The sequence below is a fragment of the Pseudomonas sp. GW822-FHT06D10 genome, from assembly GCF_058799535.1.
Window position 1 is genome coordinate 1 of the sequence record NZ_JBXALN010000004.1, and the last position, 26,270, is coordinate 26,270.

Below are 26,270 nucleotides of genomic sequence, written 5' to 3' on the forward strand. Positions count from 1 at the left end.
GATGCTCAATGCAATGACCCTGACGCCGTATCTGGGCCTCAGCCAGACTCAGGTCAGCCGCCAGGGCTATCGTGAAAGCAGCGGCGCGGTGTTTGCGGCCAGCTACGCGAAAATGGGCCGCACGACCACCAGCCTGAACCTCGGTGTGCGGGGCGCCAAAAAGCTCACCCGGCAGCTGGAGCTCAGTGCCAACCTGGAGCTGACCCAGGACCTGCGCAACAAGCGCGATGCCTTTCAAGCCCAAATGGAGTACCTGGGGCGCTACACCTACCAGGCCGGAAAACAGCACGACGCTCGCCTGGGGGCCGGCACGGGAGTGAGCTATGCCCTGAACGAACACAGCGCCGTGCATACGGGCGTGTTCTGGGCGCAGCAACCAGGTGGCAATGATGTGACCGGTATTCAGACAGCCTTCACTTATCAGTTCTGATAGCAGCCTGCCCCACCGGCCTGAATTTGAAGCCGGCCGGGGACGCGGGTGCACGTTCGCCATTCCGTGATTCGGGCAGGCCCGGGAGCCAGGCGCCATGCTAAGGTTTGGTCACTTCCACTCTCGCGAAAATGCCCATGTCCGTCGTCATCCGCACCCACCCCCGCTTGACCATCGGCGTCCTGATCGGCTGCGCCATTGGTCTGCTCGCTCCTGCCCAGAGCCTGACCGGCAAGATCCTCATTGGCTGGAACGCCGCTGTCTGGAGCTACCTGGCACTGATGTTCTGGCTCACCGTTCGGGCTCGCGCCGATGAGGTCAGGCGTATCGCCGAAGCCGAGGATGAAAACGCCGGCCTGGTGCTGTTGATCGTCTGTGTGGCGGCCATCGCCAGCCTGGTGGCGATCACCCTGGAGCTGGTGGGCAGCAAGGACCTGGACAGCACCCAGCGCCTGGTCCACTACGGCTTCACCGGGCTGACGGTGATCGGCTCGTGGCTGCTGGTGGGGGTGATCTTCAGCCTGCACTACGCGCGCCTGTACTACACCTGGGACGGCAAGGAACCGGCGCTGCGCTTTGCCGAAGGCCCGACCAACCCGGACTACTGGGACTTCCTGTATTTCTCCTTCACCATCGGCGTGGCGGTGCAAACCTCGGACGTCGGCGTGGCCACCCGCGAGCTGCGCAAGATCGTCCTCGCCCAGTCGCTGATCGGCTTTCTGTTCAACACCGCGATCCTCGGTTTCTCGATCAATATCGCCGCCGGGCTGTTCAGTTGAGGCTGCACAAAACTTCTAGACCCCAGCCCTGGCACCGGCGTTAACTGCCAGGGTTGCCGCCACGCCCCACGGACCGCCCCATGACCACGCCCAACTGGATCGACCTGGCCCAGGATGCCGACACCGGCATCGAGACCCTGCGGGCCCATTTCACCGGCCACGCCTATGACCCGCACTGGCACGACAGCTACCTGGTGGGCGTCACCGAGCAAGGGGTGCAGCAGTTCAACTGCCGCCGGGCCCGGCACCAGAGCACGCCGGGCAAGGTGTTCCTGCTGGAACCGGGGGAAATCCACGACGGCGAGGCCCCCACCGAGGGCGGCTTTACCTACCGCATGCTGTACCTCGACCCGCAGTGGCTGGAGCGCGAACTGGGGGCGCTGTTCGCCGAGGCGCCGGCCAATGCCCAACTGGCATTCGGCAGTACCCTGGCCAGCGATCCGCGCCTGGCCAGCGCCACCAGCGCGGCCTTTCACAGCCTGCACCATGGCGAGTTGCGCATCGTCCGCCAGAGCGCCCTGGACCAGTTGCTGGAACAACTGACCGGGCACTTGCACTGGCGCCGGCGCTACGCCCAGGACCCGCGCCTGCCGCTGGTGGCGCAACGGGCCCGGGACTACCTGCATGCGCACCTGGCCCAGGACCTGAGCCTGGAAGCCCTGAGCCAGGCCTGCGGGGTCGACCGCTTTCGCCTCAGCCGCGCCTTCAAGGCCGCCTTCGGCCTGCCACCCCATGCCTACCTGGTGCAACTGCGCCTGAGTCGGGCACGCCGCCTGCTGGCCGGCGGCGCGGCGCCGGCCGAGGTCGCCACGGCCCTGGGCTTTGCCGACCAGAGCCACCTGGGGCGCTGGTTCATGCGTGCCTACGGGCTGAGCCCGGCGTTGTATCGCAAGCGCTGCACAAAGCTTCCAGACGCCTGAAAGCACCTGGGCCAGGATCAACTGCCGATCACTTACCGGAGTTGCCTGCCATGCCCCTGTCTCTCTCGACCCTGCTGCCCTTTGTGCTGTTTGCCTTCGTCGCCTCCATCACCCCGGGGCCGACCAATATCCTGGTGCTGAACAACAGCGCCCGCCATGGCCTGCGGGCGGCGCCGCCGATCATCCTCGGCGCGGCGCTGGCCGCGGCCGGGATCGTGCTGCTGGTGGGCGCCGGCCTGGGCGACTGGCTCGCCGGCAGGCCCAAGGTGCAGCAGGCCATGCAGTGGCTCGGGCTGCTGTGGCTCAGCTACCTGGCCTGGCAGATCTGGCAGGCCCCGGCCAGCGCCCTGGATGCCAGTGCCGGGCAGCCGCGCCGCCTGGGGCTGGCCGGCGCCGCCGCGTTGCAACTGGTGAACCCCAAGACCTGGATGATGGCCCTGGCGGTGGTCAGCGTGTTCGCCGGTACCGAGGCCGACCGACAGTGGCGGGCGCTGTGGCTGTCCCTGGTGTTTTTCCTCATCGCCCTGCCGTGCCTGGGCGCCTGGGCACTGCTGGGGGCCGGTTCGGCGCGCTGGCTGCGCTCGCCCCAGGCGCTGCAGGCATTCAATCGGGGCATGGCCCTGCTGTTGCTGGCATCCACCTGGATGAGCCTGTGGGCCTGAGGTCGCCACAGTGCAACGGGCGGTCGCTCCAGTGCCTTTGGCTCGGCACCGGGGCGCTGTAGGGTGACGCACACGGCGCAACAAGACGCCGCCCCGAACAAAAACCACTGCCCCACGAGAGCCTCCGATGAAAACACCGTTCAAGCGTTGTTTCCTGGTCTGTTGCGCCAGCGCCCTGCTGAGTGCCCCGACCTGGGCCGCCGAGCCCGCCGCCTGCAAGACCGTGCGCATGGGCGTGGTCAACTGGACCGACGTGATCGCCACCAGCGCCATGGCCGACGTGCTGCTCGGCGGCCTGGGCTACGACAGCAAGCAGACCAGCGCGGTGCAGCAGATCATCTTCGCCGGCATTCGCGACCGGCGCCTGGACATCTTCCTCGGCTACTGGAAACCGGCCATGGACCAGAACATCGCGCCCTTCCTGGCCGCCGGGCAGGTCAGGGTCATGGCCCAGCCCAGCCTGGCCGATGCCCAGGCGACCCTGGCAGTGCCGGACTACGTGGCGCAAGCGGGCCTGAAGACCTTCGCCGACATCGCCCGCTTCAAGGAGCAGCTGGGGGGCAAGATCTACGGCATCGAACCCGGCAGCGGCGCCAATACCACGATCAAGACCATGATCGACACCGACCATTTCGGCCTCAAGGGCTTCAAGCTGATCGAGTCCGGCGAGGCCGGGATGCTGGCGGCGGTGCAGCGGGCGATCAACCGCAAGGAGTTCGTGGTGTTCGTCGGCTGGACCCCGCACCCGATGAACATCAACCTGGCCATCACCTACCTCACCGGCAGCGAGGACGTGTACGGGCCCAACGAAGGCGCGGCCACGGTGTCCACGGTGACCGCCCCGGACTATGCCGAGCGCTGCCCCAACGTCGACCGGCTGCTGAAGAACCTGAGCTTCACCGCAGCCCAGGAAAGCCAGCTGATGGTGCCCATCATGCAGCGCCAATCGCCCCAGGAGGTGGCCCGGCAATGGTTGCGCGAGCATCCCGAGGACCTGCAGCGCTGGCTGGCGGGGGTGACCACCTTCGACGGCCGCGATGGCGTGGCAGCGGTCAAAGCGAGCCTGTAGCCACCCTCTGCAGGAACCGGCTTGCCGGCGCAGGCGGTCTCACGGGCCTCTTCGCCGGCAAGCCGGCTCCCACACTCCAGGACTGTCCATGAACCATTACCCGCTTTCTGCCGAGCTGACGGCCTTTGTCCAGCGAACCCTGAGCTACACCAGCGTCGACAGCAGCTTCCAGGGCCTGCGCGACAGCTACGAGCGCATGTGCCGGGCCTTCACCCCGCCTCGCCCGGCCGGGCTGGCGGTACAGGAGCTGCAACTGGCCGGGGTGCCACTGCGCCTGTATCACCCCGAGCGCCCGGCTGCACCTTCGGGCTGGCCCTGGCTGTTGTACCTGCACGGCGGCGGCTGGGTGCTGGGGGGCCTGGACTCCCACGAGTTCATCACCGCCCGCTTGGCCAGCGAGCTGGGAATACTGGTGATCGCCGTGGACTACCGGCTGGCCCCGGAGCACCCGTTCCCCGCCGCCTTCGACGATTGCCTGGGGGTCTGGCGGGCCCTGGAACAAGGGCTGCTGCCCCTGCCACTGGACCCGCAGCGCCGGGTGCTGATGGGCGACAGCGCCGGCGGCAACCTGGCGGCGGCGCTGTGCCTGGCCCTGCGCGATGCCGGCGAACCCGGGCCGGCGGCCCAGGTGCTGGTCTACCCCGGCCTGGGTGGCGCCGCCAACCTGCCCTCGCGCAGCCAGTGCGCCGACGCGCCCTTGCTCAGCAGCAGCGACCTGGACTGTTTCCAGGCCCTGTACCTGCCCGGCCCGCAGCAGCGCTCGGCCTATGCCCGGCCGCTACTGGCGCAACAGTTCGCCGGCCTGCCCGCGGCCTTTATCGCCCTGGCACAGTTCGACCCGCTGCGCGATGACGGCGAGCGTTATCACCAGCACTTGCTCGCAGCCGGTGGGCAAAGCCAGCTGTACCCGGGCCTGGGGCTGGTGCACGGCTGCCTGCGTGCCAGGGGCCTGGCCCCTGAAGTGGATGCCCTGTACAGCGCCCTGTTGGCCTACCTGGAACAGCACCTGGGCCGCCCCTGAACGCGACCGTTGGTCAGCCACCGACCTGCGTGGATGCTATTTCCTGCCTCTGCACTATTGACGGCCGAAGCGCTTTTGCGGTTTCCTGAAACCGGTTTCAGCGCAACTGGAACCCATAATTCCAAAAACAAGGTCGTCGCCCGTGAATCAGTTTTCCGCCGCCCAGCGCAGCCGCGTCACCATGCTCGATGTCGCCCGCCGCGCCGGGGTCTCCAAGGCCAGCGTGTCGCGCTTTATCGGCGAGGACCGGGCCCTGCTCTCCGATGCCATTGCCCTGCGCATCGATCAGGCCATCAGCGAACTGGGCTACCGCCCGAACCAGATGGCCCGCGGCCTCAAGCGCGGGCGTACCCGCCTGATCGGCATGCTGGTGGCCGATATCCGCAACCCCTATTCGATTGCCGTGATGCATGGCGTGGAAACCGCCTGCCGCCAGCACGGCTACAGTCTGGTGGTGTGCAACACCGACCGCGACGACGAACAGGAAGCCAGGCACCTGGCCAACCTGCGGGCCTACAACATCGAAGGCCTGATCGTGAACACCCTGGGCCACCACCTGGAACAGTTGCAGCAATTGCAGGAAGAGATGCCCATGGTCCTGGTGGACCGCAAGCTCTCGCAGTTGCAGGCCGACCTGGTGGGCCTGGACAACCCGGCGGCGGTGCGCAGCGCCCTCGACCACCTGCAGCAGCAGGGCTATCGCGACCTGCTGCTGGTCAGCGAACCCCATGACGGCACCAGCTCGCGGCTGGAGCGCAGCGCCAGTTTCCAGGCCGAGATCGAGCGCCGTCCGGCCTTGCGCGGCCAACTGCTGGAAACCGGCAGCCACCTGACCAGCCAGTTGCAAGCCTTTCTCGCCGCCCCCGGCCCCGGGCCCAAGGCGCTGTTCTGCGCCAACGGCGTGGCGACCCTGGCCGCCACCCGTGCCCTGCGTGAGCTGGAGTGCCCGCTGTTCGAAGGCGTGGGCCTGATCGCCCTCGACGACCTGGACTGGTACCCCCTGGTGGGCAATGGCATCACGGCCCTGGCCCAGCCCACCGAAGCCATAGGCACCAGTGCCTTCGAATGCCTGCTCAAGCGCCTGCGGGGCGACGATGCCCCGGCGCGAGTGGTGGATTTTCCGGCGCAGTTGATCGTGCGCGGCTCCACCCGGTTGTAACAGTGGGGGCAAGACCCACCACTTTTTTCTCGAACAAAAATGAAACCGGTTTCAGAGGTCAGGAACATGCAGCAATCCCCCGTCTCCATCAGTTTGTCCAGCTACGGCGCAGACCTTGTGCGCGCACAGGGTCAGGCGCATTTCATTCCCCTGGTGGCCGCCGCCGGCGCGTCCTGCATCGAATGGCGCGAAGAACTGCTGACCCATGAGCAACCTGCCGAGCTGGCCCGCAGCGCTGCGGAGCACGGTCTGGAAAGCGTGTTTTCCTCGCCCCTGGAGTTGTGGCAGGCCGAGCGCAGCGAGCCCAACCCGCAACTGAGCGCCACCCTGCAACGGGCCCGGGAGTTCGGCGCCAAGCGGCTCAAGGTGTCCCTCGGGCACTTTCGCGAACACCACGACCTGCGCAGCCTGGCCAGCCTGCTGTTTCGCCAGCCCCTGGCCCTGCTGGTGGAGAACGACCAGACCGCCCACGGCGGGCGCATCGAGCCGTTCCAGCGCTTTTTCAGCGCGGTAGAGGCACTGAACCTGCCGCTGCGCATGACCTTCGACATCGGCAACTGGCAATGGCAGGAGCAATCGGCGCTCAACGCCGCGCGCCTGCTGGGTCGGCACGTGGCCTACGTGCACTGCAAGGCGGTGCGCCTGCGGGTCGACGGCAAGCTGATGGCCATACCGCCCGGCGCCCCGGAGCTGCATCAATGGGAACAACTGCTGCGGCACATGACTCAAGGTATTACCCGGGCCGTGGAATACCCCTTGCAAGGCACCGACCTGCTGCAAGTGACCACCGAGCAGGTCAGCCTGCTGGCCCACCTTGGCCAATCGCGCCTGGAGCATGCAGATGCCTGATATCGATATCCTCTCGTTCGGCGAAACCATGGCGATGTTCGTTGCCGAACACGGCGGCGACCTGGCCCAGGTCCAGCACTTCCACAAGCGCATCGCCGGGGCCGACAGCAACGTGGCCATCGGCCTGGCACGCTTGGGCTTCAAGGTGGCCTGGCTGAGCCGGGTAGGCAACGACTCCCTGGGGCGCTTCGTGCTCGACACCCTGCGCGCCGAAGGCCTGGACTGCCGTTTCGTGCGCTGCGACCCGATCCATCCCACCGGCTTTCAGCTCAAGTCCCGGGAAGACGGCGGCGACGACCCGCGGGTCGAGTATTTCCGCCGCGGTTCGGCGGCCAGCCACCTGGCCATCGGCGACCTCGACCCGGCCCTGCTGCGAGCCCGCCACTTGCACGCCACCGGCATTCCCCCGGCGCTCTCGGACTCGGCCCGAGAGCTGTCCGGCCACCTGATGCACACCCAGCGCAGCGCCGGGCACAGCGTGTCGTTCGACCCCAACCTGCGCCCCGCCCTGTGGCCCAGCGAAGCGCTGATGATCCGCGAGATCAACCGCCTGGCGGCGCTGGCCCATTGGGTACTGCCGGGGCTCGCCGAAGGCCGCCTGCTCACCGGCCGCGACGACCCGGCGGACATCGCCGCCTTCTACCTGGACCAGGGCGCCGAAGCCGTGGTGATCAAGCTCGGCGCCCACGGCGCCTACTACCGCACCCAGCTGGATGCCGGCTTCGTCGACGGCGTGCCGGTGGCCCAGGTGGTGGACACCGTAGGCGCCGGCGACGGCTTTGCCGTGGGCCTGATCAGCGCCCTGCTGGAAAGCCGCGGCATCCTCGAAGCGGTGCAGCGGGCCAACTGGATCGGCAGCCGCGCGGTGCAGAGCCGTGGCGACATGGAAGGCCTGCCCTTGCGCCACGAACTACCGGAGCACACACCCAGCCTGAAAACCGCCAGCGCCCTGTAGGCGCTGGCTTGCCAGCGAAGACGCCCGCCCGGCGACACACGCCCCAAGGGCCCCTTCGCCGGCCAGCCGGCTCCTGCAGTGACCGAACACCACGAACCACCTGCTGCGACAAAAACAACAAGCTCAGGAGAACTTTCATGGACACGCTCAAACTCGCCACCCGCCGCTGGTGGTACATCATGCCCATCGTCTTCATCACCTACAGCCTGGCCTACCTGGACCGCGCCAACTACGGTTTCGCCGCGGCCTCGGGCATGGCCGACGACCTGCAGATCACCCCCGGCCTGTCCTCGCTGCTGGGGGCGCTGTTCTTCCTCGGCTATTTCTTCTTCCAGGTGCCCGGGGCGATCTACGCGCAAAAGCGCAGCGTGAAGAAGCTGATCTTCGTCAGCCTGATCCTCTGGGGCGGCCTGGCCACCCTCACCGGGATAGTCGCCAACGCCTACATGCTGATCGGCATCCGCTTCCTGCTGGGGGTGGTAGAGGCCGCGGTGATGCCGGCGATGCTGGTGTACCTGTGCCACTGGTTCACCCGCGCCGAACGCTCCCGGGCCAACACCTTCCTGATCCTCGGCAACCCGGTGACCATGCTCTGGATGTCGGTGGTCTCCGGCTACCTGGTGCAGCACTTCAGCTGGCGCTGGATGTTCATCATCGAAGGCCTGCCGGCGGTGATCTGGGCCTTTATCTGGTGGCGCCTGGCCGATGACCGACCCAGCCAGGCGCAGTGGCTGAGCCAGGACGAAAAACGCGACCTGGAAAGTGCCCTGGCTGCCGAACAGCAAGGGATCAAGGCGGTGAAGAACTACGCCGAGGCGTTCCGCTCGCCCAAGGTGATCATCCTCGCCCTGCAATTCTTCTGCTGGAGCATCGGGGTCTACGGCTTTGTCCTGTGGCTGCCGTCGATCCTCAAGCACGGCGCGCAGATGGACATGGTGGAAGCCGGCTGGCTCTCGGCCCTGCCTTACCTGGCGGCGGTGATCGCCATGCTGGCGGTGTCCTGGGGCTCGGACCGCACCCAGAAGCGCAAGCGCTTCGTCTGGCCGCCGCTGCTGGTGGCGGCCATCGCTTTCTACGGTTCCTACCTGCTGGGGGCCGAGCACTTCTGGTGGTCCTACAGCCTGCTGGTGATCGCCGGGGCCTGCATGTACGCGCCCTACGGGCCGTTCTTCGCCATCGTCCCGGAGATCCTTCCGGCCAACGTCGCCGGTGGCGCCATGGCCCTGATCAACAGCATGGGCGCCCTGGGCTCCTTCGGCGGCTCCTACCTGGTGGGCTACCTGAACAGCGCCACCGGCTCCCCCGGCGCCTCCTACCTGCTGATGAGCGGCGCGCTGCTGCTCTCGGTACTGCTGACCCTGTTGCTCAAACCCGGTGCCGACCAGCCGCAGGCCAAGGCCCTGCCCCTGCGCCGGCGCCTGGCCCACCCTTGAAACGGTCTAGAGAACCCCATGAAAAAACACCTGGTGCTGTACAAGAAACTCTCCCCAATGCTGATGGCGCGCCTGCAGGAGCAGGCGCAGGTGACCCTGATCGAAACCCTCGACGCGGCGGGGCTGAATGCCCTGCGCCAGGCGCTGCCGAGCGCCGACGGGCTGCTGGGTGCCAGCCTGCGCCTGGACGCCGAACTGCTGGACCTGGCGCCCCGGTTGCGGGCGGTGGCCAGCGTTTCGGTGGGGGTCGACAACTACGACATCGACTACCTGACCCAGCGCCGCATCCTGCTCAGCAACACCCCCGACGTGCTCACCGAGACCACCGCCGACACCGGCTTCGCGCTGATCCTGGCGGCCGCCCGGCGGGTGGTGGAACTGGCCAACCTGGTGCGCGCCGGGCAATGGCAGCGCAACATCGGGCCGGCGCACTTTGGCACGGATGTCCACGGCAAGACCCTGGGCATCATCGGCATGGGGCGCATCGGCGAAGCCCTGGCCCAGCGCGGGCATTTCGGCTTCGGCATGCCGCTGATCTACCACAGCACCCGGCCCAAGCCCGCGGTGGAGCAACGCTTCAATGCCCAGTACCGGAGCCTGGAGCAACTGCTTGAGGAAGCCGACTTCATCTGCCTGACCCTGCCCCTGACCGAACGCACCCAGGGCCTGATCGGCGCCCGGGAGTTCGCCCTGATGCGCCCCGAAAGCATCTTCATCAATATTTCCCGGGGCAAGGTGGTGGATGAAGCGGCGCTGATAGAAGCCCTGCAACAACGGCGGATTCGCGGCGCCGGGCTGGACGTCTTCGAACGCGAGCCGCTGGACCACGACTCCCCGCTGCTGCAACTGCCCAACGTTGTGGCCACCCCGCACATCGGCTCGGCCACCCACGAAACCCGCGAAGCCATGGCCCGCTGCGCAGTGGACAACCTGCTGGCGGCCCTGGCCGGCCAGCGCCCACCGAACCTGGTCAACCCCGCCGCCCTGTAACCCTATAACCCTGTAGCCGCTGCCGAGCTTTAGCGAGGCTGCGAAAAGGCCCGCAGGGCCTTGCCTGGCGATATCCAGACAACCCCCTGTCGCCGCGAAGATCCCTGCGTCTCCTACGGAGCCGTTCGCAGCCTGCGGCAGCGGCTACAGGGGTAGTGGATGCAGGGCTTCGTCGAACTGGTCCAGGCGCGGGAAGACCAGGGGCTGGTCGTCCGCCAGGTGCTGCAGGCGCTGGCGGTAGCTGTGCAGGAAGGCTTCGCGAGCCTCCTGGCTGATGTAGGGCACGTGCCAGGCCACGAAGGGTTCCAGCACGTCATAGCCGACATAGGCCAAAGTGCCGCGCAGCAGCGGGCGCAGCATGTCCTGCAGCGGGCCGTGAATCGCGCCTTCGCCGAACATGTGCTCGCGCCCGCCCAGGGTCAGGGTCACCAGGGCTTTCTTGCCCGCCAGCCCGCCCTGGTCATAGAAACGCTTGCCGCCATAACACACCCCCGACACCAGCACCCGGTCGATCCAGCCCTTGAGCATGGCCGGCACCGAGAACCAGAACACCGGGAAGTTGAGGATCAAGAGGTCGGCCCACAGCAGCTTGTCCAGCTCGGCCTGGATATCCGCGGCAATGCTCTGGTTCTTCACCCCCAAGCGCTGTTCCAGGGCATACACCAGGTAATCCGGGTTGTCCCGGGAGGCAAAATCCGCGGCGCTGGCCACCGGGTTCCAGTTCATGGCGTACAGGTCGCTGACCTGCACCTGGTGTCCCTGGGCCTCCAGGGTGCTGCGGGCCTGGTCACGCAAGGCGGCGGTGAAGGACTGCGGTTCGGGGTGGGCGTGGACGATCAACACATTCATGAAGCTTCCTCAGACAGGTTGCACAGTAACAGGGGCATCGCGTTCGGCCAGGCACTGCCGGGCGCACAAGGCGATGCGCCGGCAGGCTTCGCGCAAGTCATCCGGCTGCAGCACCAGCCCCAGGCGGATATGCCCGGCGGCGCTGGGGCCGAAGGCTTCGCCGGCCAGCACCGAGACGCCCTGCTCATCCAGCAGGCGCTCGCTGAAGGCCTGGGCGCTGAGCCCGGTGGCGCGGATATCGACCATGACGAACATGCCGCCATCGGGTTTCAACGGCCGGGCACCGGGGCAATCGGCCAGGCAGTCGCACACCAGGTCCCGCCGCTGGCGATAGGCCTGGGCCATCTCTTGCAGTTGCGGCAAGGGCTGTTCCAGGGCCACCACGGCGGCGTCCTGGATGAATTCCGGTGAGCCGTAGAGCATGCACAGGGCGAGATTTTCCAGGTGCGCGGCCAGGGCCGTCGGCGCCACCACCCAGCCCAGGCGCCAGCCAGTCATGGCATGGGACTTGGACAGGCTATTGAGGGTCGCGGTGCGCTCGGCCATGCCCGGCAGGCTGGCCGGGCTGACATGCTCGCCCTCGTACAGCAGCTCGCTGTAGACCTCGTCGCAGATCAGCCACAGGTCATGTTCGATGCACAGCGCCGCCAGGGCTTCCCAGGTGGCCCGGGGGATGCTCGCGCCAGTCGGGTTGTGCGGGCTGTTGAGCACCAGGGCCCGGGTCTTGCCGGTGATGCGCGCGGCCACCGCCTCGGGCTGCACCCGAAAGCCGTCCTCGGCCCGCACCGGCAGCGGCACCACCCGGGCGTTGCAGGCACCGAACACCGCTTCATAGGTGACGTACATCGGCTCGGCCACTATCACTTCGTCACCCGGGTCCAGCAGGCACTGGGCCACGCTGTACAGGGCGCACTGGGCACCGGCCAGCACCACCACTTGCTCGGCATCCACCACTTGCCCGCTGCGCTGCTGATGGCGGCGGGCGATGGCCTCGCGCAAGGCCCGCTTGCCGCGCACATCGGCGTAATGGGTGTGGCCGGCCTGCAGGCTGTCGATGGCCGCCTGGACGATGGGCTGGGGGGTGTCGAAATCCGGGTCGCCCACCGACAGCAACCAGACCTCTTCGCCGCGTTCGCGCTTGGCCAGGGCCCGGTAATGAATGTCCCAGGCGGCGGCGCCGTCTCCGGCAATACGTTGGGTCAGTCGAGAAAAGCGCATGCACAAGCTCCAGGAAAAAGGGATGGTCAGCGCGCGCAGGCGTGCTTGAGTTCGATCAGGGTCACGCCGTTGCGGGCAAAGCCCTCGCGCAGTTCCTGTTGCAACTCATCGAGGCTGGCGGGCTGGCTGACGCTGCAACCAAAGGCCCGGGCCAGGGCGGCAAAATCCGGATTGCGCGGCAGCACGCCAATGGGCTCGATGTTCAGGTCCAGCATGTCATCGCGGATCTGCCCCAGGGCATCGTTGTTCCACAGCAGCACCACCAGCGGGCTGCGCAGTTCCTCCACCGCCGTGGCCAACTCCTGCACGGTGTAGAGAAAACCACCATCGCCCACCAGCACCAGCCCAGGCCGCTCGGGGGCACCGAGCTTGGCGCCGATGCCGGCCGGCAAGCCGTAGCCGAGGGTGCCGTAGCCGGTGGGGTGCAGCCAACTGCGGGTGGCCCGGGTCGGGTACAGGTAGTTGCCGCTGTAGGCCAGCTGGGTCATGTCGCTGGCGATAAACCCGTGCTCCGGCAGCTCGGCGGCAATGCGTTGCAGGATCGAGCGGTGAATCTGCTGCAAGGGCCCCTGCCCGTTCTGCACCGCCTGGCGCAGATCGGCCACCGCATGAATCGCCGCCCCCGCGTCGGCCGGTGTGGGTGGCAAGGCCTGGAGCAAGGCGTCCAGGGTGGCCCGGGCATCGCCATGCAAGGCCACCGAGCACGGGTAGAAGTCATTGAACTTGCGCGGGTCGATATCCAGGCGCAGCAGCTCGCCGTTCAGCGGCAGGCGCTCGCGCCAGTAGTCGGTGTCGGCCATTTCGGTGCCCACCGCCAGCACCACGTCGGCCTGAGCGATCAACTGCCAGCCGGGCTCCACGCACAAAGTCGCCCCGGCGTTCAGTGGCGCTTCATCCGGCAGCAGGCCCTTGCCGGCGACGCTGCTGAAGAACACCGCCCCCAGGCGCGTGCTCAGGGCCCGCAGTTGCTCGGCCGCGTGCAGCGCGCCGCCACCGGCAATGATCATCGGCCGCTTGGCGTTGCGCAGTGTGTTCGCCGCCTGCTGGATATCCGCCGCCGCGGCCAGGCCACGCCCGGGGCGTCGCCGCACCTCGCCGGTCCAGTCCCGGGCCACCTTGGCCGCCAGCACATCCAGGGGCACGCTGATGTGCACCGGGCGCGGGCGCTGGCTGTCGAACACGGCAAAGGCCCGGGCGATCAGCTCCGGCAAATCTTCCGGGCTCAGGGCCAGGGCCGAAAAGGCGGTGATAGGCGCGGTAATCGCCCGCTGGTCCTGGGTTTCGTGCAGCGAGCCGCAGCCCTTGCCCAGGCTGGCGCTGTGGTTGACGCTGGAAATCACCAGCAGCGGGATCGAGTCGGCGTAGGCCTGGCCGATGGGGGTCGCGACGTTGGTCACCCCCGGGCCGCTGATGACAAAGCACACCCCGGGCTTGCCGCTGACCCGGGCGTAACCGTCGGCCATGAAGCCCGCGCCCTGCTCGTGGCGGGTCAGCACATGGTGGATGCCGCTGCCGGGCAGCCCGCGGTACAGCTCCAGGGTGTGCACCCCGGGAATGCCGAACACCGTGTCGACGCCATAGCCGGCCAGCAGCCGCACCAGGGCCTGGCCACCGGTCAAGGTCTGATCGTGCATGTCTCTCTCCTCAAGCCTGGCCAAGGCGAATCAACGCATCGACCGCGACGGTGCCCTGGGCACCGACCAACAATGGGTTCACATCCAGTTCCAGCAGTTGCCCGGCGTGTTCGCAGGCGTAGTCCGCCACCGCGCCGATGGCCGCCACCAGGGCCTCAAGATCGGCCTCGGGGCGCCCGCGAAAGCCTTGCAGCAAGGCGGCGCTGCGCAGGCTGAGCAAGGCCTGGCGGATCGCCCCTTCGGTGGTGGGCAGCAGCAGGCTGCGACTGTCCTTGAGCAGTTCCACCAGCACCCCGCCGGCGCCGATCACCAGGGCCAGGCCGAAGTCGTTCTCACGCTTGATGCCGACAATCAGCTCCGCCAGGGGCGCCGCGGCCATGGGTTCCAGCAGGATCTGTTCAAAGGCCAGCCCCGGCGCATGCTCGGCAATCCGCGTGCGCATCAGCCGCAATGCGGCGCTCAGGGCTTCAGGGTCCTTGAGATTGAGGGCCACCGCCCCGGCCTCGGTCTTGTGCGGCAGCTCGGCGCTCACCGCCTTGAGCACCAGCGGGTAGCCAATGCCCGCCGCCGCGCTCAGGGCCTGCCCGGGGGTGGTCAACACGCCGTCCGGGGTACAAAGGCCAAAGGCGCGCAAGGCCTGCTTGGACTGCCACTCGTCCAGCAGCACAGCGCTACCGTCCAGAGCCTGCGGGCACAGCGGCACCAGGGCCGACTCCCCCAGGGCCAGCAACACCGGGCGCCGCTGTTGATAGGCGACGATCCGGCCCCAGGCCGCCAGGCCGTCCTCCACCCCTTGCAAGGCGGGAATGCCATGGCCGTGCAAACGCTCGCGGGCACTGGCCGGCAGCAGCTCGGGAAAGGCCGAAGTGACAAAACCGCGCTTGCCGTGGCGCTGCAACGCGGCGCAGAACAGCTCCAGCAGCAGGTCGCATTCCTTGCGCTCGCCGGTAAATTCGGCCGGGTAATCCAGCACCAGCATGGCGCTGTCGGCCTCGGTACGCAGGGCTGTGTCGAGCATGGCTTGCAGGGCCTGGGCATCACCCCAGATGGCGGTGGTGAAATCCAGCGGGTTCACCAGGTTGGCGTAGCCCGGCAGCACCCCGGCCAGCTCGGCGCATTGCCCGGCATCCAGCTTGGGCAACTGCAGGCCGTTGCGCTCGGCGTAGTCGGCGATCAGCCCGGCATCGCCCCCGGAACAGGCCAGGGCCATCAGCTGCGGGCCAGCCGGCAACTGCCCGCAGGAGGCGGCCTTCAAGGTTTCGACAAAACTCACCGGGCCGCTGACCCGGATCACCCCCAGGCGCTGGAACAGCGCGTCGTACAGCGCGTCCGATCCCGACAGCGAACTGGTGTGACTCAAGGCCAGCTCGGCGCCGATCTGCGACACCCCGGTCTTCAGGGCGATGATGGGTATGCCCTTCTCCAGGGCTTTATGCGCCGCCCGGGCAAAACCCGGCACGTTCTTCAGGCCTTCCAGGTGCAGGCCGATGGCGGTCACCCGCGGCTCGTCCAGCAGCACGTCCATCAATTCGGCAATGCCCAGCTGCGCCTGATTGCCCACCGACGCCATGTAGGCCACCGGCAGCGAGCGATCGCTCATGGACAGGTTGTAGGCAAAGTTGCCGCTCTGGGTCAGCACCGCCACACCGCGTTCCACGGGCTGGCCGCCATGGGCCACCGGCCACAGCGCGGCGCTGTGCAGGTAGTCCAGCAGGCCGTAGCAGTTGGGGCCCAACAGCGCCATGTCGCCGGCCGCCTGCAGCAGTTGCTGCTGCAGGGCCTGGCCCTGGGCGCCGGTTTCGGCAAAGCCCGAGGCGTAACAGATAGCCCCGCCGGCGCCCTTGGCCGCCAGCGCCGCGACGCAGGTCAGGGTCAGCTCGCGGTTGGTGGCGACGAACACCGCATCCGGGCCGCAGGGCAGCTGTTCGATGCTGGCCACGCACGGCACGCCGTCGAGCTCGGCATGCTGCGGGTTGACCAGCCACATGGGCCCGGTAAAACCGCCTTCGGCGCAGCGCTTGAGGGCCCGGGCCATGCTGCGCCCACCGACGAAAGCCAGGTGCCTTGGGGCCAGCAGGCGCTTGAGATTGTCACGCAAAGTCTGGGACATGACGGCAATTCTCCAGGGCGCTCAGCGCATCAGCGGCCGCAGCAGTTCACGGGAAATGATGTGGCGCTGGATCTCCGAAGTGCCTTCCCAGATCCGCTCGATCCGCGCATTGCGCCAGATGCGTTCCACCGGGCCTTCGTCCATCAGGCCCATGCCGCCGTAGATCTGCACCGCCTCGTCGGCCACCCGGCCCAGCACTTCACTGGCGAACAGCTTGGCCATGCCGGCCTCGCCATCGGTCATGCTGCCCTGGTCCATCTTCCAGGCGGTGTGCAGGGTCAACAGCTCGGCGGCGCGGATCTGCGTGGCCATGTCCGCCAGCTTGAACGACACCCCCTGGTAGCTGCCGATGGCCTGGCCGAACTGCTTGCGGTCCGCGGCCCATTGCAAGGAGGCATCCAGGGCGCGCTGGGCCTGCCCGACGCAGTTGGCGGCGACCATCACTCGCCCGGCGGTGAGCCAGGCGTTGGCCACTTCCCAACCCTTGCCCACCTCCCCCAGCACTTTGGAAGCCGGTACCCGGCAGTCGTCGAAGAACATCTCGAAGGTGTGGTAGCCACGGTTGCTCACGCACTTGGGGCCACGGCGGATGGTCAGGCCCGGGGTGTCGCGATCCACCAGGAACGAAGTCACCGCGTTGCGCTGGCGGCCGTTGTGCTCATAGGTGCCGGTGACCGCAAAGACAATGGCGAAATCCGCATGCCCGGCGTGGCTGATGAAGTGCTTGCTGCCGTTGAGCACGAAGTCGCCGCCGTCGCGCACCGCGCGGGTCTTGATCGCATTGGCGTCGGAGCCGGCCCCGGGTTCGGTCAGGGCGAAGCAGTCGACCTTGCGCCCCTGCACGCAGGGCAGCAGGTAGTCGCCGATCTGCGAGCCGGTGCAGGCCATGAGGATTTTCGACGGCCGGGCAACGAACACATGCAGGGCCCAGGAACACTTGGCCAGCTCGCGCTCGATCAGCGCCTGGGACAGGTAGTCCAGGCCACCACCACCCACTTCTTCCGGCATGTTGAAGGCATAGAAGCCAGCGGCGATGGCCTTGCTGCGGATCTCCCCGGCGAGGTCGGCGCTGACCTCATCGGCGCGGTCCACCGCCTCTTCGTGGGGCAGCAACTCCTTGCTGACAAAACTGCGAACCGCGTCCACCAACATTTCTTGTTCTTGGCTGAGTTGGAAATTCATGGCGCTACCTGTGAGTGATTGACGGTGCAAAAAAACCAGTGATCTGGCAGGACGATCTGGCGAAAAAACCTTCCCGTAGGAGCCAGCTTGCTGGCGAACAGGCCCTTGAATCAGGCGCTGTTCTTGCGGGCGCCTTCGCCGGCAAGCCGGCTCCTACAAAATGGGCGCATGGCCCAGGGGCCCTTTCGCCGGCAAGCGGAACGCCGCCCGGCCGCCCCTACAACCCTTGGAAACGTGGCGGGCGTTTTTCGCTGACGGCACGCAGGGCTTCGGCGCCGTCGGCGCTGCGCCCGCACAGCAGGCCGGCGGCCAGTTCGGCGGCCAGTTGCTGCGCCAGGCTGCGGTCGGCGCCCTGGCGGATCAGCTTCTTGGTCTGGGCAAAGGCGAAGGTCGGGCCCGTGGCCAGGCGCGCCGCCAGCTCGCTGACGCTGCCGATCAGTTGCTCGTCGGCGCACACCTCGCCGACCAAACCGGCGGCCAGGGCGCGTTCGGCGCTCCACAACTCATCGAGGAACAGTAGGCGCTTGGCCTGTTCGCTGCCGATCAAGCGCGGCAGGTGCCAGCTGGCCCCCGCGTCCGGCGAGTAGGCCATGCTGGTGTAGCCGGCCTTGAAGCGCGCCGACTGCCCCGCCACCCGCAGGTCGCAGCACAGCGCCAGGTCCATGCCACCGCCCACCGCCGTGCCGTTGATGGCGGCGATGGTGGGTTTGTCCAGGCTGTGCAGGCAGGTCATCAAGGCGTGGGCGGTTTCGGTCCAGCCGTAGCTTTCCAGGGCGCCCCGGGCCTCGGCTTCGGCCCATTCCGCCAGATCGGCCCCGGCGCAGAAACTGCGGCCGCTGCCGGTCAGCACCAGCACCCGTACCGCCGGGTCACTGTTGCAGTGCTCCAGCAAGGCATGCAGTTGCTTGAGGGTGGGGATGTCCAGGGCGTTGCGTTGCTCCGGGCGGTTGAGGGTGATCCAGGCTACGCCGGCTTCGACCCGGCTGAGCAGCGACGATGAAGGGGTCATGTGCGTCCTCGAATTATTGTGGTTGGCGTGAGGGAGGTGACGTGAGGGCCATACTAAACGAGTGTTCAACAAGGCGGCAATTGGTTGATCGAGGCCTGTCCTCATTCTGATAAACACACATAACTCGTTGTTTTAAATAGATATTAATCAGAATCAATCGTTGCTTCGGGCGCCTCTGTTACAACTTCGAACAACCGCCTACAACCTCCCGCGCGGGCTCTGTAGCCGCTGCCGAGCCTGCGAGGCTGCGCAAAGGACCGCAGGAAGTTGCGGTGGTTGGGCCCCCGTGGGCGCAGGCCCTGGCGATGCAAGGCTTGCGGGCCCCTTCGCCGGCAAGCCGGCTCCTACGGGGTGGGTCTGTAGGATGTGTCTGCTTAATGTAGGAGCTGGCTTGCCAGCAAAGGCGTCCGCCCGGGCGATGCAAGGCTTGCGGGCCTCTTCGCCGGCAAGCCGGCTCCTACGGGGCGGGTCTGTAGGATGTGCCTGCTTAATGTAGGAGCTGGCTTGCCAGCGAAGGCGCAGACCCAGGCGATGCAGGGCTCAAGGGCCGCTTCGCCGGCAAGCCGGCTCCTACACGGCGGCTGCAGGTTGCAGTTGGCGTTTGCGCTGCATCAGGTAGTAGGCGCCGTAGCACAGGGCGATAAAGCCCGAGCCCCAGTACAGCGACGGCCGTTGGGTTTCATCCAGGGCCAGGAACACGAACAGCGAACTGCACAGGACGATGCACAGCAGCGGCACCAGGGGGAACCAGGGCGCGCGGTACTTGAGTTGTTCAAGCTGCCCGCCCTCGCGCAGGAACTGGCGACGGAAGCGGTACTGGGCCAGGGCGATGACAATCCAGGTCACAGTGCCGGCCATGCCGCTCACCGCCATCAGCACCATGAACAGGGTGTCGGCAGCGATAAAGCTGGTCATCAGCGAGATCAGGGCAAAGCACAGGGTGATGAACAGGGCGCGCAGGGGGACGCCTTGTTTGCTCAGTGGCGACAGGGCCTTGGGCGCCATGCCGGATTTGGACATGGCCCAGAGGATGCGCGTGGAGGCATACAAACCGGAGTTGCCCACCGAAAGAATCGCCGTGAGGATCACGAAGTTCATCAGGTCGGCGGCGTAGGGAATGCCCACCATATCGAACACCTGGACGAAGGGGCTTTCCACCAGCCCGGCCTGCTGCCAGGGAATGATCGCCGCCAGCACCATCACTGCCAGCACGTAGAAGATCAGCACGCGAAACACCACGTTGCGCACGGCACGCGGAATGCTTTTTTCCGGCTGGTCGGTTTCACCGGCGGCCACGCCCATGATCTCGCAGCCCTGGAAGGCGTAGACCACGGTCATCATCACCGCGAACACCGCCGGCAGGCCGTTGGGGAACAGTGAGTCGCCCTTGAGGTTGTCGAACATCGGCGCCGGGGCGCCGCTGGGCAGGTCGATGACGCCGAAGATCACCAGCGCGCCCACCACGATAAAGCTCAGGATCGCCAGCACCTTGACCCCGGCGAACCAGTATTCGGCCTCGCCAAAGGCCCGGGTGGCCAGGGCGTTGATGCCGAACAGCAAGGCCACGAACAGCGCCGACCAGTACCAGATCGGCACCCCGGGAAACCAGCGCTGCATCAGCATGCCGGCGGCGGTGAACTCCAGGCCCACGGTGGTGGCCCAGCTCATCCAGTAGACCCAGCCGATCATGAAGCCGGTGGCCGGGCCGATGTACTTGGTGGCGTGGGCCTGGAACGAGCCGGACACCGGCATCTGCACCGACAGCTCGCCCAGGCAGACCATTACCAGGTACATCAGGAAGCCGGCCACCAGGTAGGAGAGGATCGCCCCCCAGGGCCCGCCCTGGTTGATGGTGACCCCGGAGCCCATGAACAGCCCGGTGCCGATCACCCCGCCCAGGGACAGCATGAAAATGTGCCGGCTCTTCAGCGAGCGCGTCAGTTGGATGCCTTTGCGTTCAGTACTGGTCGTCATGGTGCACCTCAGCAGTCGGTGAGGCGCAGGGCGCGGGGCGATGGGACGGGACGTGGGGCACAAGCAGCTTGCAGGCAGTTCATTATTATTATCTCCAATAAGCTTCGAAGGCCGCGGCGGGCGCGGCTCAAGCGATTATTGGAAAGCCATGTAAGTTCGGGTTGAATCAAAAGATCGAAGATGTAAAAAGTCGTAAGGATTTTGTACGTCAGGCCGCCAGCAAGCGCTGCAGCAAGGCCCGAGACTCTTGCCAGGGCTGCTGCAGCCTCGCCGCCAGGAACGCCAGAGCCGGGCGATCCGCCTGCTGCGCCGCCTCCTCCAACTCCCGCAGCACCCGGGCCAGCGCGCAAAACCCCAGGGAGTCGGCACTGCCCGCCAGCCGATGGGCCAGGTGCAGGACCTCGGTGCAGTCTTCGGCGGCCAGGGCGTCGGCCAACAGTGGTTGTTGCTGATCCAGGGCATCGGCCAGGATCTGGAGCAGGTCCTGCAACTTCTGCTCGCCCAACAGACTGCGATGAGTGTCCAGCAAGCCCTGGTCGAGCAAGCCTTGCGGGGCCTGCAACGGCGGTGGCTGCAGTTGCCCGGCCAGCGCCTGACGCAGGCTGGCCAACTGCAACGGCTTGCCGAGAATGCCTTGCATCCCGGCCTGCAGATAACTGCGCACCACAGACGGCTGGACGCTGGCGGTCAGGGCGAAGATCCGCACCTGCCGATTGGGCCCGGGACGGAGGCGGATGTCCCGGCACAACTGGACCCCGCTGATGCCGGGCAGGTGCACATCCAGCAGCAACAGGTCGAAGGCTTGCTGCCGGCACAGGGCCAGGGCCGTTTCACCGTCTTGCGCCAGCCACACCTGATGGCCGTCACGCTGCAGCAGGCCGCTGGCCACTTCGCGGTTGAGGGCCACGTCTTCGACCACCAGGATCTTCAAACCCTGCGCCGGCACCTGAAGCTGTGGCGACGGCAAAGGCTCTTGACCCACCCCCAGCACCAGCTCGAACCAGAAACAACTGCCCTGCCCCAACTCGCTGTCGACGCCAATGCGTCCGTCCAGTTGCTGCAGTAGGTGCTTGCAGATGGCCAATCCCAGGCCAGTGCCGCCATAGCGGCGGCTGACTTCATCACTGGCCTGGACGAAACGCTCGAAGATCTTTTCGCGCATCGACGCGGCAATGCCGATGCCGTTGTCGCGCACGCAGCAGCGCAGGCGCTGGCCCTCGGCGGCGCTGTGCAGCACCTGCACCTCGACCCGCACCCAGCCGTCTTCGGTAAAACGAATGGCGTTGGCCAGCAGGTTGCTCAGCACTTGGCGCAGGTACTGCTCGGCGCCCTGCTGGCGCGGTGCCAGTTGTTCGTCGATGTGCAATTCCAGGCGGGTGCGGTTGGCCTCGGCCCGGGGCTGCAACAAGGTGGTGACTTCTTCCAGCAACTGACGCAGGGAGAAGTCCCGCACTTCCGGGCGGCTTTCGCCCTCCTCCAACCGGGCAAAGGACAGCACTTCGTTGAGGATGCTCAGTAGCCCCTCCCCGGCCTGGTGCAGGGCCTGCAAGCGCTGGCGATCCTGGCTGCCCAGGGGCGCCGAACGCAGCAGTTCGGCCATGCCGAGGATGCCATTCAAGGGGGTGCGCAGTTCATGGCTCATGGTCGCCAGAAAGCGCGACTTGGCGAGGTTCGCGGCTTCGGCCTCGTCCTTGGCGTGCATCAGGCTGGCGGTGCGGCGCTGGACCATTTTCTGCAATTCGTCGCGCTTGTCCTGCAAGGCCAATCGGTCGGCTTCGCGGCGCTGCACGTCGTCGAGCACCGCCCGGCGCATGTCGTCCAGGGCCCGGGCCACGGTGTCGATCTCGTCGCCGCCGGGGCGCTGGCGCTTGTCCAGGTGCAGGGGCTCGTGCAGCTCGCCGGCCGCCACGCGCCGGGCGAAATCGGCCATCACTTGCAGGTGCCGGGTCACCAGGCGGTAGAACAGCCCGGACAAGGCCACCGCCAGCCCGCAGAGAAACACGCTCATCCACAACAGGCTGGCCAGCCCGGTGGCGTACAGGCGCCGGTACACCGCCCCCAGATCGGTGCTGACCTGCAACTCGCCGAGCTGGCGCAGCGGCCCGGACGGCGGTTGATAGCTCAAGGGAAAACGCTCCACCCGCAACGGCCCGATCAGCTCGGCACTGCCCTGCTGCAAGTCGAAGTCGTTGCTGATCAGGTGCACCCGAGCCACATCGGAAAAGTCCACCAGCCCCTGCAACTGCACGGTCAGCTGCTCCTGGTTGAGGTCCCACAGGTTGCGTTCCAGGCTGCCCAGGTAACCGGCGCGGATCAGCTCCATGCGGCTGTCGATGTCGCGCATTTCCCGGCGGTATTCGAAGTACAGCTGCACGCTGCTGGCGAGCACGGTGAAGCACAGGCTGAACAGCAGGATAAACAGCAGCAGGCGGCGCAACAGGCCGCTGGGCCGCAGCGCAATCATGGCCGGTCCTCGACCTGGGCCTTGAGCATGGCGCGGTAGTCGTCCTGGCTTTGCCCAAGCCAGCGCTGCACCGCGCCGCTGTCCACCTGGCGCTGCAACTGGGTGTCGATCTCGGCCATGCGCGGCGCCAGGGGCGAGTGGCGCGACACCGCCAGGCGCAGGTAGTCGACGCTCACCGCCTGGGGCAAGGCGACTATGTCCTCGGCCCCCGGTAGCTGCTCGATAAACAGCTGCCCGGTGCGGCGTTCATGGGGGATGAAATCGATGCGCCGGCGGATCAGCTTGCCGAAGTTCTGCTGGCTGCTGGAGACCCATTCGATGTTGCCGTGCTGCACCACTTCGCGGTCGAAATCCTGGCCGTAGCTCTCGCCGAACAGCAGGCCGCCGCGGTAGGCGGTCAGGTCCTGCAAGTGGGTAAAACTCGGCAGGTTGCGGCGGTTGACGAACAGCGCCACCTCCTCACGCAGCACCGGCACCCGGGAAAACAGCAGGTCCTGCTGGCGCTGGCTGGTGCTGTAGGCCAGCACCACATCCACCCGGCCCGCAGCGGCGTCCAGCAGGCAGCGCTTCCAGTTGCCCAGCACCACCACCTGCACCTGATAACCCAGGTCCCCCAGCACCTGACGCACCAGGGTCGGCGCCAGCCCGCGCACTTGCTGGCCGTCGCTCCAGGAAATCGGCGGGTACACCGGGTAGTCGCAATAACGCAGCACGGGCTGGGGCTGCGGCGCGGGCTCGGCCCAGGTCGCGCCGGCCAGCGGGATCAGGCACAGGCCCAGGCACAGCACCAGCGCGCGACGCAGCAATTCAGGCCGCCACGCTGGCGGTGAACAGGTAACCGGCGCCGTGGATGGTGATGATCAGCTCCGGCTCGGCCGGGTCGTCGTGCAGCTTGCGCCGCAGGCGGCCCACCAGCACGTCGATGGAACGGTCGCTGGGCACCCATTCGCGGTTGCGGATCTGGTCCATCAACTGGTCGCGGCTCAGGGTATGGCCGCTGTTGCGCAGGAACACGCTGAGCAATTGGTATTCGCCGTGGGTCAGCAGGGTTTCAGCGCCCCGCGGGTCGATCAGCCGGCGGCGGTCGGTGTCCAGGGCCCAGTCGGCGAACTGCTTGACCGGGCTCGGGCTGTTGGCCGGGGCCTGGGGCGGGCTGGCCTGGCGCACCCGACGGATCAGGTTCTTGGCCCGGGACACCAGCTCGCGGGGGTTGAGGGGTTTGATCACGTAGTCGTCGGCGCCGCATTCCAGGCCGACGATGCGGTCGATGTCGTCGTTGCGCCCGGTGATCAGGATGATCCCCACTTCCGAACGCACCCGCAGTTCCCGGGTCAGGGTCAGGCCGTCCTTGCCCGGCAGGCGGATGTCCAGCATCAGCAGGTCCACCGTGTGCTGGCCGAGAAAGCTCTCCGCCTGCTCCGCGGTGGCGGCGCAATGCACGTCGTAGCCTTCCTGAGAGAGATAAGCCTGAAGCAGCTCGCGAATCAGCGGATCGTCGTCGACGATCAATACCCGAGGAGTCATCGCCTGTGTTCCTGATTATTTTTATTAGAGAAACCACCTACAGCGCAGCAGCCTAGCCATTACTGAACAACCGATCAACAGCCCTATGTCGGCACAGCGAAACCGCGCCCGCCGCTGGCCAGCAGCCCCTCGACCCAGGCCTCGCAGATCTGCACGCCCTGCTGCGGGCTGAAGGTCCCGGGGTTGAGCCCGGATTCCAGCCACAGGCCGTCGAGCAAGGCGCTGAGGCTGATGGCCGCCAGATCGGCGTCGAAGCCTTTCCAGCCCTGAATGCCGGCCAACTGGCCCAGCAGGCCGGCCAGCTCGTTACGGTATTCACCATAGGAATGTTCGTGGGCCAGGTTGATCGCCTCGGCGGTCTTCACCGCGCCCCAGAAGGCCAGCCAGGCATCCAGCAGCCGCGGGTCCAGCAGTTCGGCGCAGAACGAGGCGCGAAAGAACGCCGACAGCCGCTGCCGGGGGTCGGGCGCGGCCTGCTCCATGGCCTCGCGCAGCAGGCTCATGACCCGCCCGGTGATGGCGCGATAGGCCTCGGCCACCAGCTCGTCCTTGCCGGAATAGTGATGGCTGATCAGCCCCACCGAGACCCCGGCCTCGGCGGAAATCTTGCGGATCGACGCGCCCTGGAAACCGTGGAGCTTGAGGCAGGTCAGCGTCGCCTCGATCAGCTCGGCCTTGCGCAGGTCGGGTTCCAGGCGGGAAAAGCGCGCTTCCTGGCTCATGGGGCGGGTTCCTTGGACGGTGGCGGGAAGTTGAAACTGAACGACTGTACAACAGGCCTTCCGTGGCTATCCAGCGTTTGTGTGGCCGCCCAAGCCGCACCGCTTCCTGTGGCCGCTGCCGAAGGCTGCGAACGGTCTGGGCGGCATTCCGTCGCAGGGACGCAACGATCTTCAAGGCGACACAGGTTCGGCTGGAGATCGTCAAGCAAGGCCCTGCGGGCCTTTTCGCAGCTTCGCCAGGGCTCAGCAGCGGCTACACATGACAAAGCCGGGAGCACCGTGACAAAAACAACAAACGGCGCGGTCCCTGTAGCCGCTGCCGAAGGCTGCGCACGGTCTGGGCGGCACTCCGTCGCAGGGACGCAAAGATCTTGAAGACGACACAGGTTCGGCTGGAGATCGTCAAGCAAGGTCCTGCGGGCCTTTTCGCAGCTTCGCCAGGGCTCGGCAGCGGCTACAGGTAGATACAAACCCACGTGTGGTCAGGCGCGGTAGTCGGGGGCGATGCGCTCCAGCAGGCGCAGCAACGCTGCCCAGGCCAGTTGCATGGCGTCCGGGTCGTTGAGTTCGCCTTCCTGCAGCGGCCGGCCCGGGTCGTTGAACTGGCGTTCGGTGTGGGCGCAGACCGCGTCCGGTGGTAGCACGATCTCCCCTGCTGCCTGGGCCGCCAGTTGGATCTCGCAGGCCTTCTCCAGGTAGTACATGCGCAAAAACGCCTGGCTCACGGTTTCGCCCACGGTGAGCAGGCCATGGTTGCGCAGCATCAGCACGCTCTTGTCGCCCAGGTCGGCCACCAGCCGTTGCTGCTCGCCGAGGTCCAGGGCCACGCCTTCGTAGTCGTGGTAGGCCACGCGGCCATAGAACTCCATGGAAATCTGGTTCACCGGCAGCAAGCCACATTTGAGCGCCGCCACCGCGCAACCAGCCTTGGTGTGGGTGTGCAGCACGCACTGGGCGTCTTCCCGGGCGCCATGAATCGCGCTGTGGATCACGAACCCCGCCGGGTTCACCGGGTACGGCGACGGCTCCACGGCTTCGCCATTGAGGTCGATCTTCACCAGGTTGGAGGCGGTGATTTCCTCGAACATCAGGCCGTAGGGGTTGATCAGGAAGTGATGCTCGGGCCCGGGCAGGCGCACCGAGATATGGGTAAAGATCAGGTCGGTCATGCGAAAGTGCGCGATCAGGCGGTAGCAGGCCGCCAATTCTTCCCGCAGGCGCTGCTCGGTGCTGCTGCGCTCGGTCAGGGCGTGGGGGCTGGGAGCGATATTGTTCATTGTTGGAGTCCTCCAGGCTGTTGGGCTGGCAAACAATAGG

Annotated in this window: 23 protein-coding genes; 11 read left to right on the forward strand and 12 right to left on the reverse strand. The window is 66.9% G+C overall.

Translation table 11 applies throughout. The annotated features are described in order from the left end of the window. The 11 genes from AC1RL5_RS13685 to AC1RL5_RS13735 form a co-directional block, all read left to right on the forward strand. Positions 1-430: autotransporter outer membrane beta-barrel domain-containing protein (locus tag AC1RL5_RS13685; RefSeq protein WP_492589558.1), on the forward strand; the 430-nt coding region annotated here is incomplete at its 5' end. 137 nt (positions 431-567) lie between these two features. Beyond that, positions 568-1,209, forward strand: a complete 642-nt coding sequence (locus AC1RL5_RS13690) for a DUF1345 domain-containing protein (RefSeq protein ID WP_065363903.1) — start codon at positions 568-570, stop codon at positions 1,207-1,209. A gap of 80 nt (positions 1,210-1,289) precedes the next feature. Next, positions 1,290-2,129 carry an AraC family transcriptional regulator gene (locus AC1RL5_RS13695; protein WP_011061019.1) on the forward strand — a complete coding sequence of 280 codons (840 nt, stop codon included), beginning with the start codon at positions 1,290-1,292 and terminating at the stop codon, positions 2,127-2,129. Between the two features lie 50 nt (positions 2,130-2,179). Next, positions 2,180-2,791: a LysE family translocator gene (locus AC1RL5_RS13700; protein ID WP_093408470.1), complete on the forward strand. Its 612-nt coding sequence runs from the start codon at positions 2,180-2,182 to the stop codon at positions 2,789-2,791. A gap of 127 nt (positions 2,792-2,918) precedes the next feature. Then, entirely contained in the window at positions 2,919-3,860 is a 942-nt protein-coding gene (locus AC1RL5_RS13705) for a choline ABC transporter substrate-binding protein (RefSeq protein ID WP_103407463.1), read from the forward strand. Between the two features lie 88 nt (positions 3,861-3,948). After that, positions 3,949-4,881: an alpha/beta hydrolase gene (locus tag AC1RL5_RS13710; RefSeq protein ID WP_145713796.1), complete on the forward strand. Its 933-nt coding sequence runs from the start codon at positions 3,949-3,951 to the stop codon at positions 4,879-4,881. Between the two features lie 142 nt (positions 4,882-5,023). Beyond that, on the forward strand, positions 5,024-6,040 hold the full coding sequence (locus tag AC1RL5_RS13715; RefSeq protein WP_047336608.1) for a LacI family DNA-binding transcriptional regulator: 1,017 nt from the start codon (positions 5,024-5,026) through the stop codon (positions 6,038-6,040). 66 nt (positions 6,041-6,106) lie between these two features. Then, positions 6,107-6,889, forward strand: a complete 783-nt coding sequence (locus AC1RL5_RS13720; RefSeq protein WP_103407465.1) for a sugar phosphate isomerase/epimerase family protein — start codon at positions 6,107-6,109, stop codon at positions 6,887-6,889. Next, positions 6,882-7,844 (forward strand): sugar kinase, encoded by a 963-nt coding sequence (locus AC1RL5_RS13725; protein ID WP_065363898.1) that lies wholly within the window; start codon positions 6,882-6,884, stop codon positions 7,842-7,844. Before AC1RL5_RS13720 ends, AC1RL5_RS13725 begins: the two co-directional genes overlap by 8 nt. A gap of 137 nt (positions 7,845-7,981) precedes the next feature. Further along, positions 7,982-9,277 carry an MFS transporter gene (locus tag AC1RL5_RS13730; protein WP_015635407.1) on the forward strand — a complete coding sequence of 432 codons (1,296 nt, stop codon included), beginning with the start codon at positions 7,982-7,984 and terminating at the stop codon, positions 9,275-9,277. Positions 9,278-9,295: 18 nt separating this feature from the next. After that, positions 9,296-10,267 (forward strand): 2-hydroxyacid dehydrogenase, encoded by a 972-nt coding sequence (locus tag AC1RL5_RS13735; RefSeq protein WP_207239131.1) that lies wholly within the window; start codon positions 9,296-9,298, stop codon positions 10,265-10,267. 144 nt (positions 10,268-10,411) lie between these two features. On the opposite strand, the gene AC1RL5_RS13740 is transcribed toward AC1RL5_RS13735, so the two are convergent. From AC1RL5_RS13740 to AC1RL5_RS13795, 12 genes are all read right to left on the reverse strand, one after another. Further along, positions 10,412-11,116 carry an NAD(P)H-dependent oxidoreductase gene (locus tag AC1RL5_RS13740; protein WP_492589559.1) on the reverse strand — a complete coding sequence of 235 codons (705 nt, stop codon included), beginning with the start codon at positions 11,114-11,116 and terminating at the stop codon, positions 10,412-10,414. Positions 11,117-11,125: 9 nt separating this feature from the next. Next, on the reverse strand, positions 11,126-12,334 hold the full coding sequence (locus tag AC1RL5_RS13745) for a pyridoxal phosphate-dependent aminotransferase (protein ID WP_072452210.1): 1,209 nt from the start codon (positions 12,332-12,334) through the stop codon (positions 11,126-11,128). A 26-nt stretch (positions 12,335-12,360) separates the two neighbouring features. Then, entirely contained in the window at positions 12,361-13,968 is a 1,608-nt protein-coding gene (locus AC1RL5_RS13750; RefSeq protein ID WP_492589560.1) for a 5-guanidino-2-oxopentanoate decarboxylase, read from the reverse strand. 10 nt (positions 13,969-13,978) lie between these two features. Then, on the reverse strand, positions 13,979-16,078 hold the full coding sequence (locus AC1RL5_RS13755; protein WP_492589561.1) for an acetate--CoA ligase family protein: 2,100 nt from the start codon (positions 16,076-16,078) through the stop codon (positions 13,979-13,981). Positions 16,079-16,099: 21 nt separating this feature from the next. Further along, positions 16,100-17,260: an acyl-CoA dehydrogenase family protein gene (locus AC1RL5_RS13760; protein WP_011061007.1), complete on the reverse strand. Its 1,161-nt coding sequence runs from the start codon at positions 17,258-17,260 to the stop codon at positions 16,100-16,102. A 217-nt stretch (positions 17,261-17,477) separates the two neighbouring features. Continuing rightward, positions 17,478-18,269, reverse strand: a complete 792-nt coding sequence (locus tag AC1RL5_RS13765; protein WP_011061006.1) for an enoyl-CoA hydratase/isomerase family protein — start codon at positions 18,267-18,269, stop codon at positions 17,478-17,480. Between the two features lie 570 nt (positions 18,270-18,839). Beyond that, the gene (locus AC1RL5_RS13770; RefSeq protein ID WP_015635402.1) at positions 18,840-20,243 is read right to left on the reverse strand and encodes an amino acid permease; all 1,404 of its coding nucleotides are present in this window, start codon (positions 20,241-20,243) and stop codon (positions 18,840-18,842) included. Between the two features lie 208 nt (positions 20,244-20,451). Beyond that, positions 20,452-22,707 carry an ATP-binding protein gene (locus AC1RL5_RS13775; protein ID WP_492589562.1) on the reverse strand — a complete coding sequence of 752 codons (2,256 nt, stop codon included), beginning with the start codon at positions 22,705-22,707 and terminating at the stop codon, positions 20,452-20,454. Then, a complete protein-coding gene (locus tag AC1RL5_RS13780; RefSeq protein ID WP_492589563.1) occupies positions 22,704-23,513 on the reverse strand; it encodes a substrate-binding periplasmic protein in 810 nt (269 codons plus the stop codon). The genes AC1RL5_RS13775 and AC1RL5_RS13780 overlap by 4 nt, the downstream gene beginning before the upstream one ends. 1 nt (position 23,514) lies before the next feature. Continuing rightward, positions 23,515-24,231 carry a response regulator gene (locus tag AC1RL5_RS13785; protein WP_011061002.1) on the reverse strand — a complete coding sequence of 239 codons (717 nt, stop codon included), beginning with the start codon at positions 24,229-24,231 and terminating at the stop codon, positions 23,515-23,517. Positions 24,232-24,314: 83 nt separating this feature from the next. Next, on the reverse strand, positions 24,315-24,953 hold the full coding sequence (locus tag AC1RL5_RS13790; RefSeq protein WP_053151166.1) for a TetR family transcriptional regulator C-terminal domain-containing protein: 639 nt from the start codon (positions 24,951-24,953) through the stop codon (positions 24,315-24,317). Between the two features lie 482 nt (positions 24,954-25,435). Beyond that, the gene (locus AC1RL5_RS13795; protein WP_492589564.1) at positions 25,436-26,230 is read right to left on the reverse strand and encodes a class II aldolase/adducin family protein; all 795 of its coding nucleotides are present in this window, start codon (positions 26,228-26,230) and stop codon (positions 25,436-25,438) included. Positions 26,231-26,270 lie beyond the last annotated feature (40 nt).

Excerpts from the sequence above, each read along its gene's own strand:
- AC1RL5_RS13690 (WP_065363903.1), top strand. The coding sequence starts at position 568 with ATGTCCGTCGTCATCCGCACCCACCCCCGCTTGACCATCGGCGTCCTG.
- AC1RL5_RS13695 (WP_011061019.1), top strand. The coding sequence starts at position 1,290 with ATGACCACGCCCAACTGGATCGACCTGGCCCAGGATGCCGACACCGGC.
- AC1RL5_RS13700 (WP_093408470.1), top strand. The coding sequence starts at position 2,180 with ATGCCCCTGTCTCTCTCGACCCTGCTGCCCTTTGTGCTGTTTGCCTTC.
- AC1RL5_RS13705 (WP_103407463.1), top strand. The coding sequence starts at position 2,919 with ATGAAAACACCGTTCAAGCGTTGTTTCCTGGTCTGTTGCGCCAGCGCC.
- AC1RL5_RS13710 (WP_145713796.1), top strand. The coding sequence starts at position 3,949 with ATGAACCATTACCCGCTTTCTGCCGAGCTGACGGCCTTTGTCCAGCGA.
- AC1RL5_RS13720 (WP_103407465.1), top strand. The coding sequence starts at position 6,107 with ATGCAGCAATCCCCCGTCTCCATCAGTTTGTCCAGCTACGGCGCAGAC.
- AC1RL5_RS13725 (WP_065363898.1), top strand. The coding sequence starts at position 6,882 with ATGCCTGATATCGATATCCTCTCGTTCGGCGAAACCATGGCGATGTTC.
- AC1RL5_RS13730 (WP_015635407.1), top strand. The coding sequence starts at position 7,982 with ATGGACACGCTCAAACTCGCCACCCGCCGCTGGTGGTACATCATGCCC.
- AC1RL5_RS13735 (WP_207239131.1), top strand. The coding sequence starts at position 9,296 with ATGAAAAAACACCTGGTGCTGTACAAGAAACTCTCCCCAATGCTGATG.
- AC1RL5_RS13740 (WP_492589559.1), bottom strand. The coding sequence starts at position 11,116 with ATGAATGTGTTGATCGTCCACGCCCACCCCGAACCGCAGTCCTTCACC.
- AC1RL5_RS13745 (WP_072452210.1), bottom strand. The coding sequence starts at position 12,334 with ATGCGCTTTTCTCGACTGACCCAACGTATTGCCGGAGACGGCGCCGCC.
- AC1RL5_RS13750 (WP_492589560.1), bottom strand. The coding sequence starts at position 13,968 with ATGCACGATCAGACCTTGACCGGTGGCCAGGCCCTGGTGCGGCTGCTG.
- AC1RL5_RS13755 (WP_492589561.1), bottom strand. The coding sequence starts at position 16,078 with ATGTCCCAGACTTTGCGTGACAATCTCAAGCGCCTGCTGGCCCCAAGG.
- AC1RL5_RS13760 (WP_011061007.1), bottom strand. The coding sequence starts at position 17,260 with ATGAATTTCCAACTCAGCCAAGAACAAGAAATGTTGGTGGACGCGGTT.
- AC1RL5_RS13765 (WP_011061006.1), bottom strand. The coding sequence starts at position 18,269 with ATGACCCCTTCATCGTCGCTGCTCAGCCGGGTCGAAGCCGGCGTAGCC.
- AC1RL5_RS13770 (WP_015635402.1), bottom strand. The coding sequence starts at position 20,243 with ATGACGACCAGTACTGAACGCAAAGGCATCCAACTGACGCGCTCGCTG.
- AC1RL5_RS13775 (WP_492589562.1), bottom strand. The coding sequence starts at position 22,707 with ATGATTGCGCTGCGGCCCAGCGGCCTGTTGCGCCGCCTGCTGCTGTTT.
- AC1RL5_RS13785 (WP_011061002.1), bottom strand. The coding sequence starts at position 24,231 with ATGACTCCTCGGGTATTGATCGTCGACGACGATCCGCTGATTCGCGAG.
- AC1RL5_RS13790 (WP_053151166.1), bottom strand. The coding sequence starts at position 24,953 with ATGAGCCAGGAAGCGCGCTTTTCCCGCCTGGAACCCGACCTGCGCAAG.
- AC1RL5_RS13795 (WP_492589564.1), bottom strand. The coding sequence starts at position 26,230 with ATGAACAATATCGCTCCCAGCCCCCACGCCCTGACCGAGCGCAGCAGC.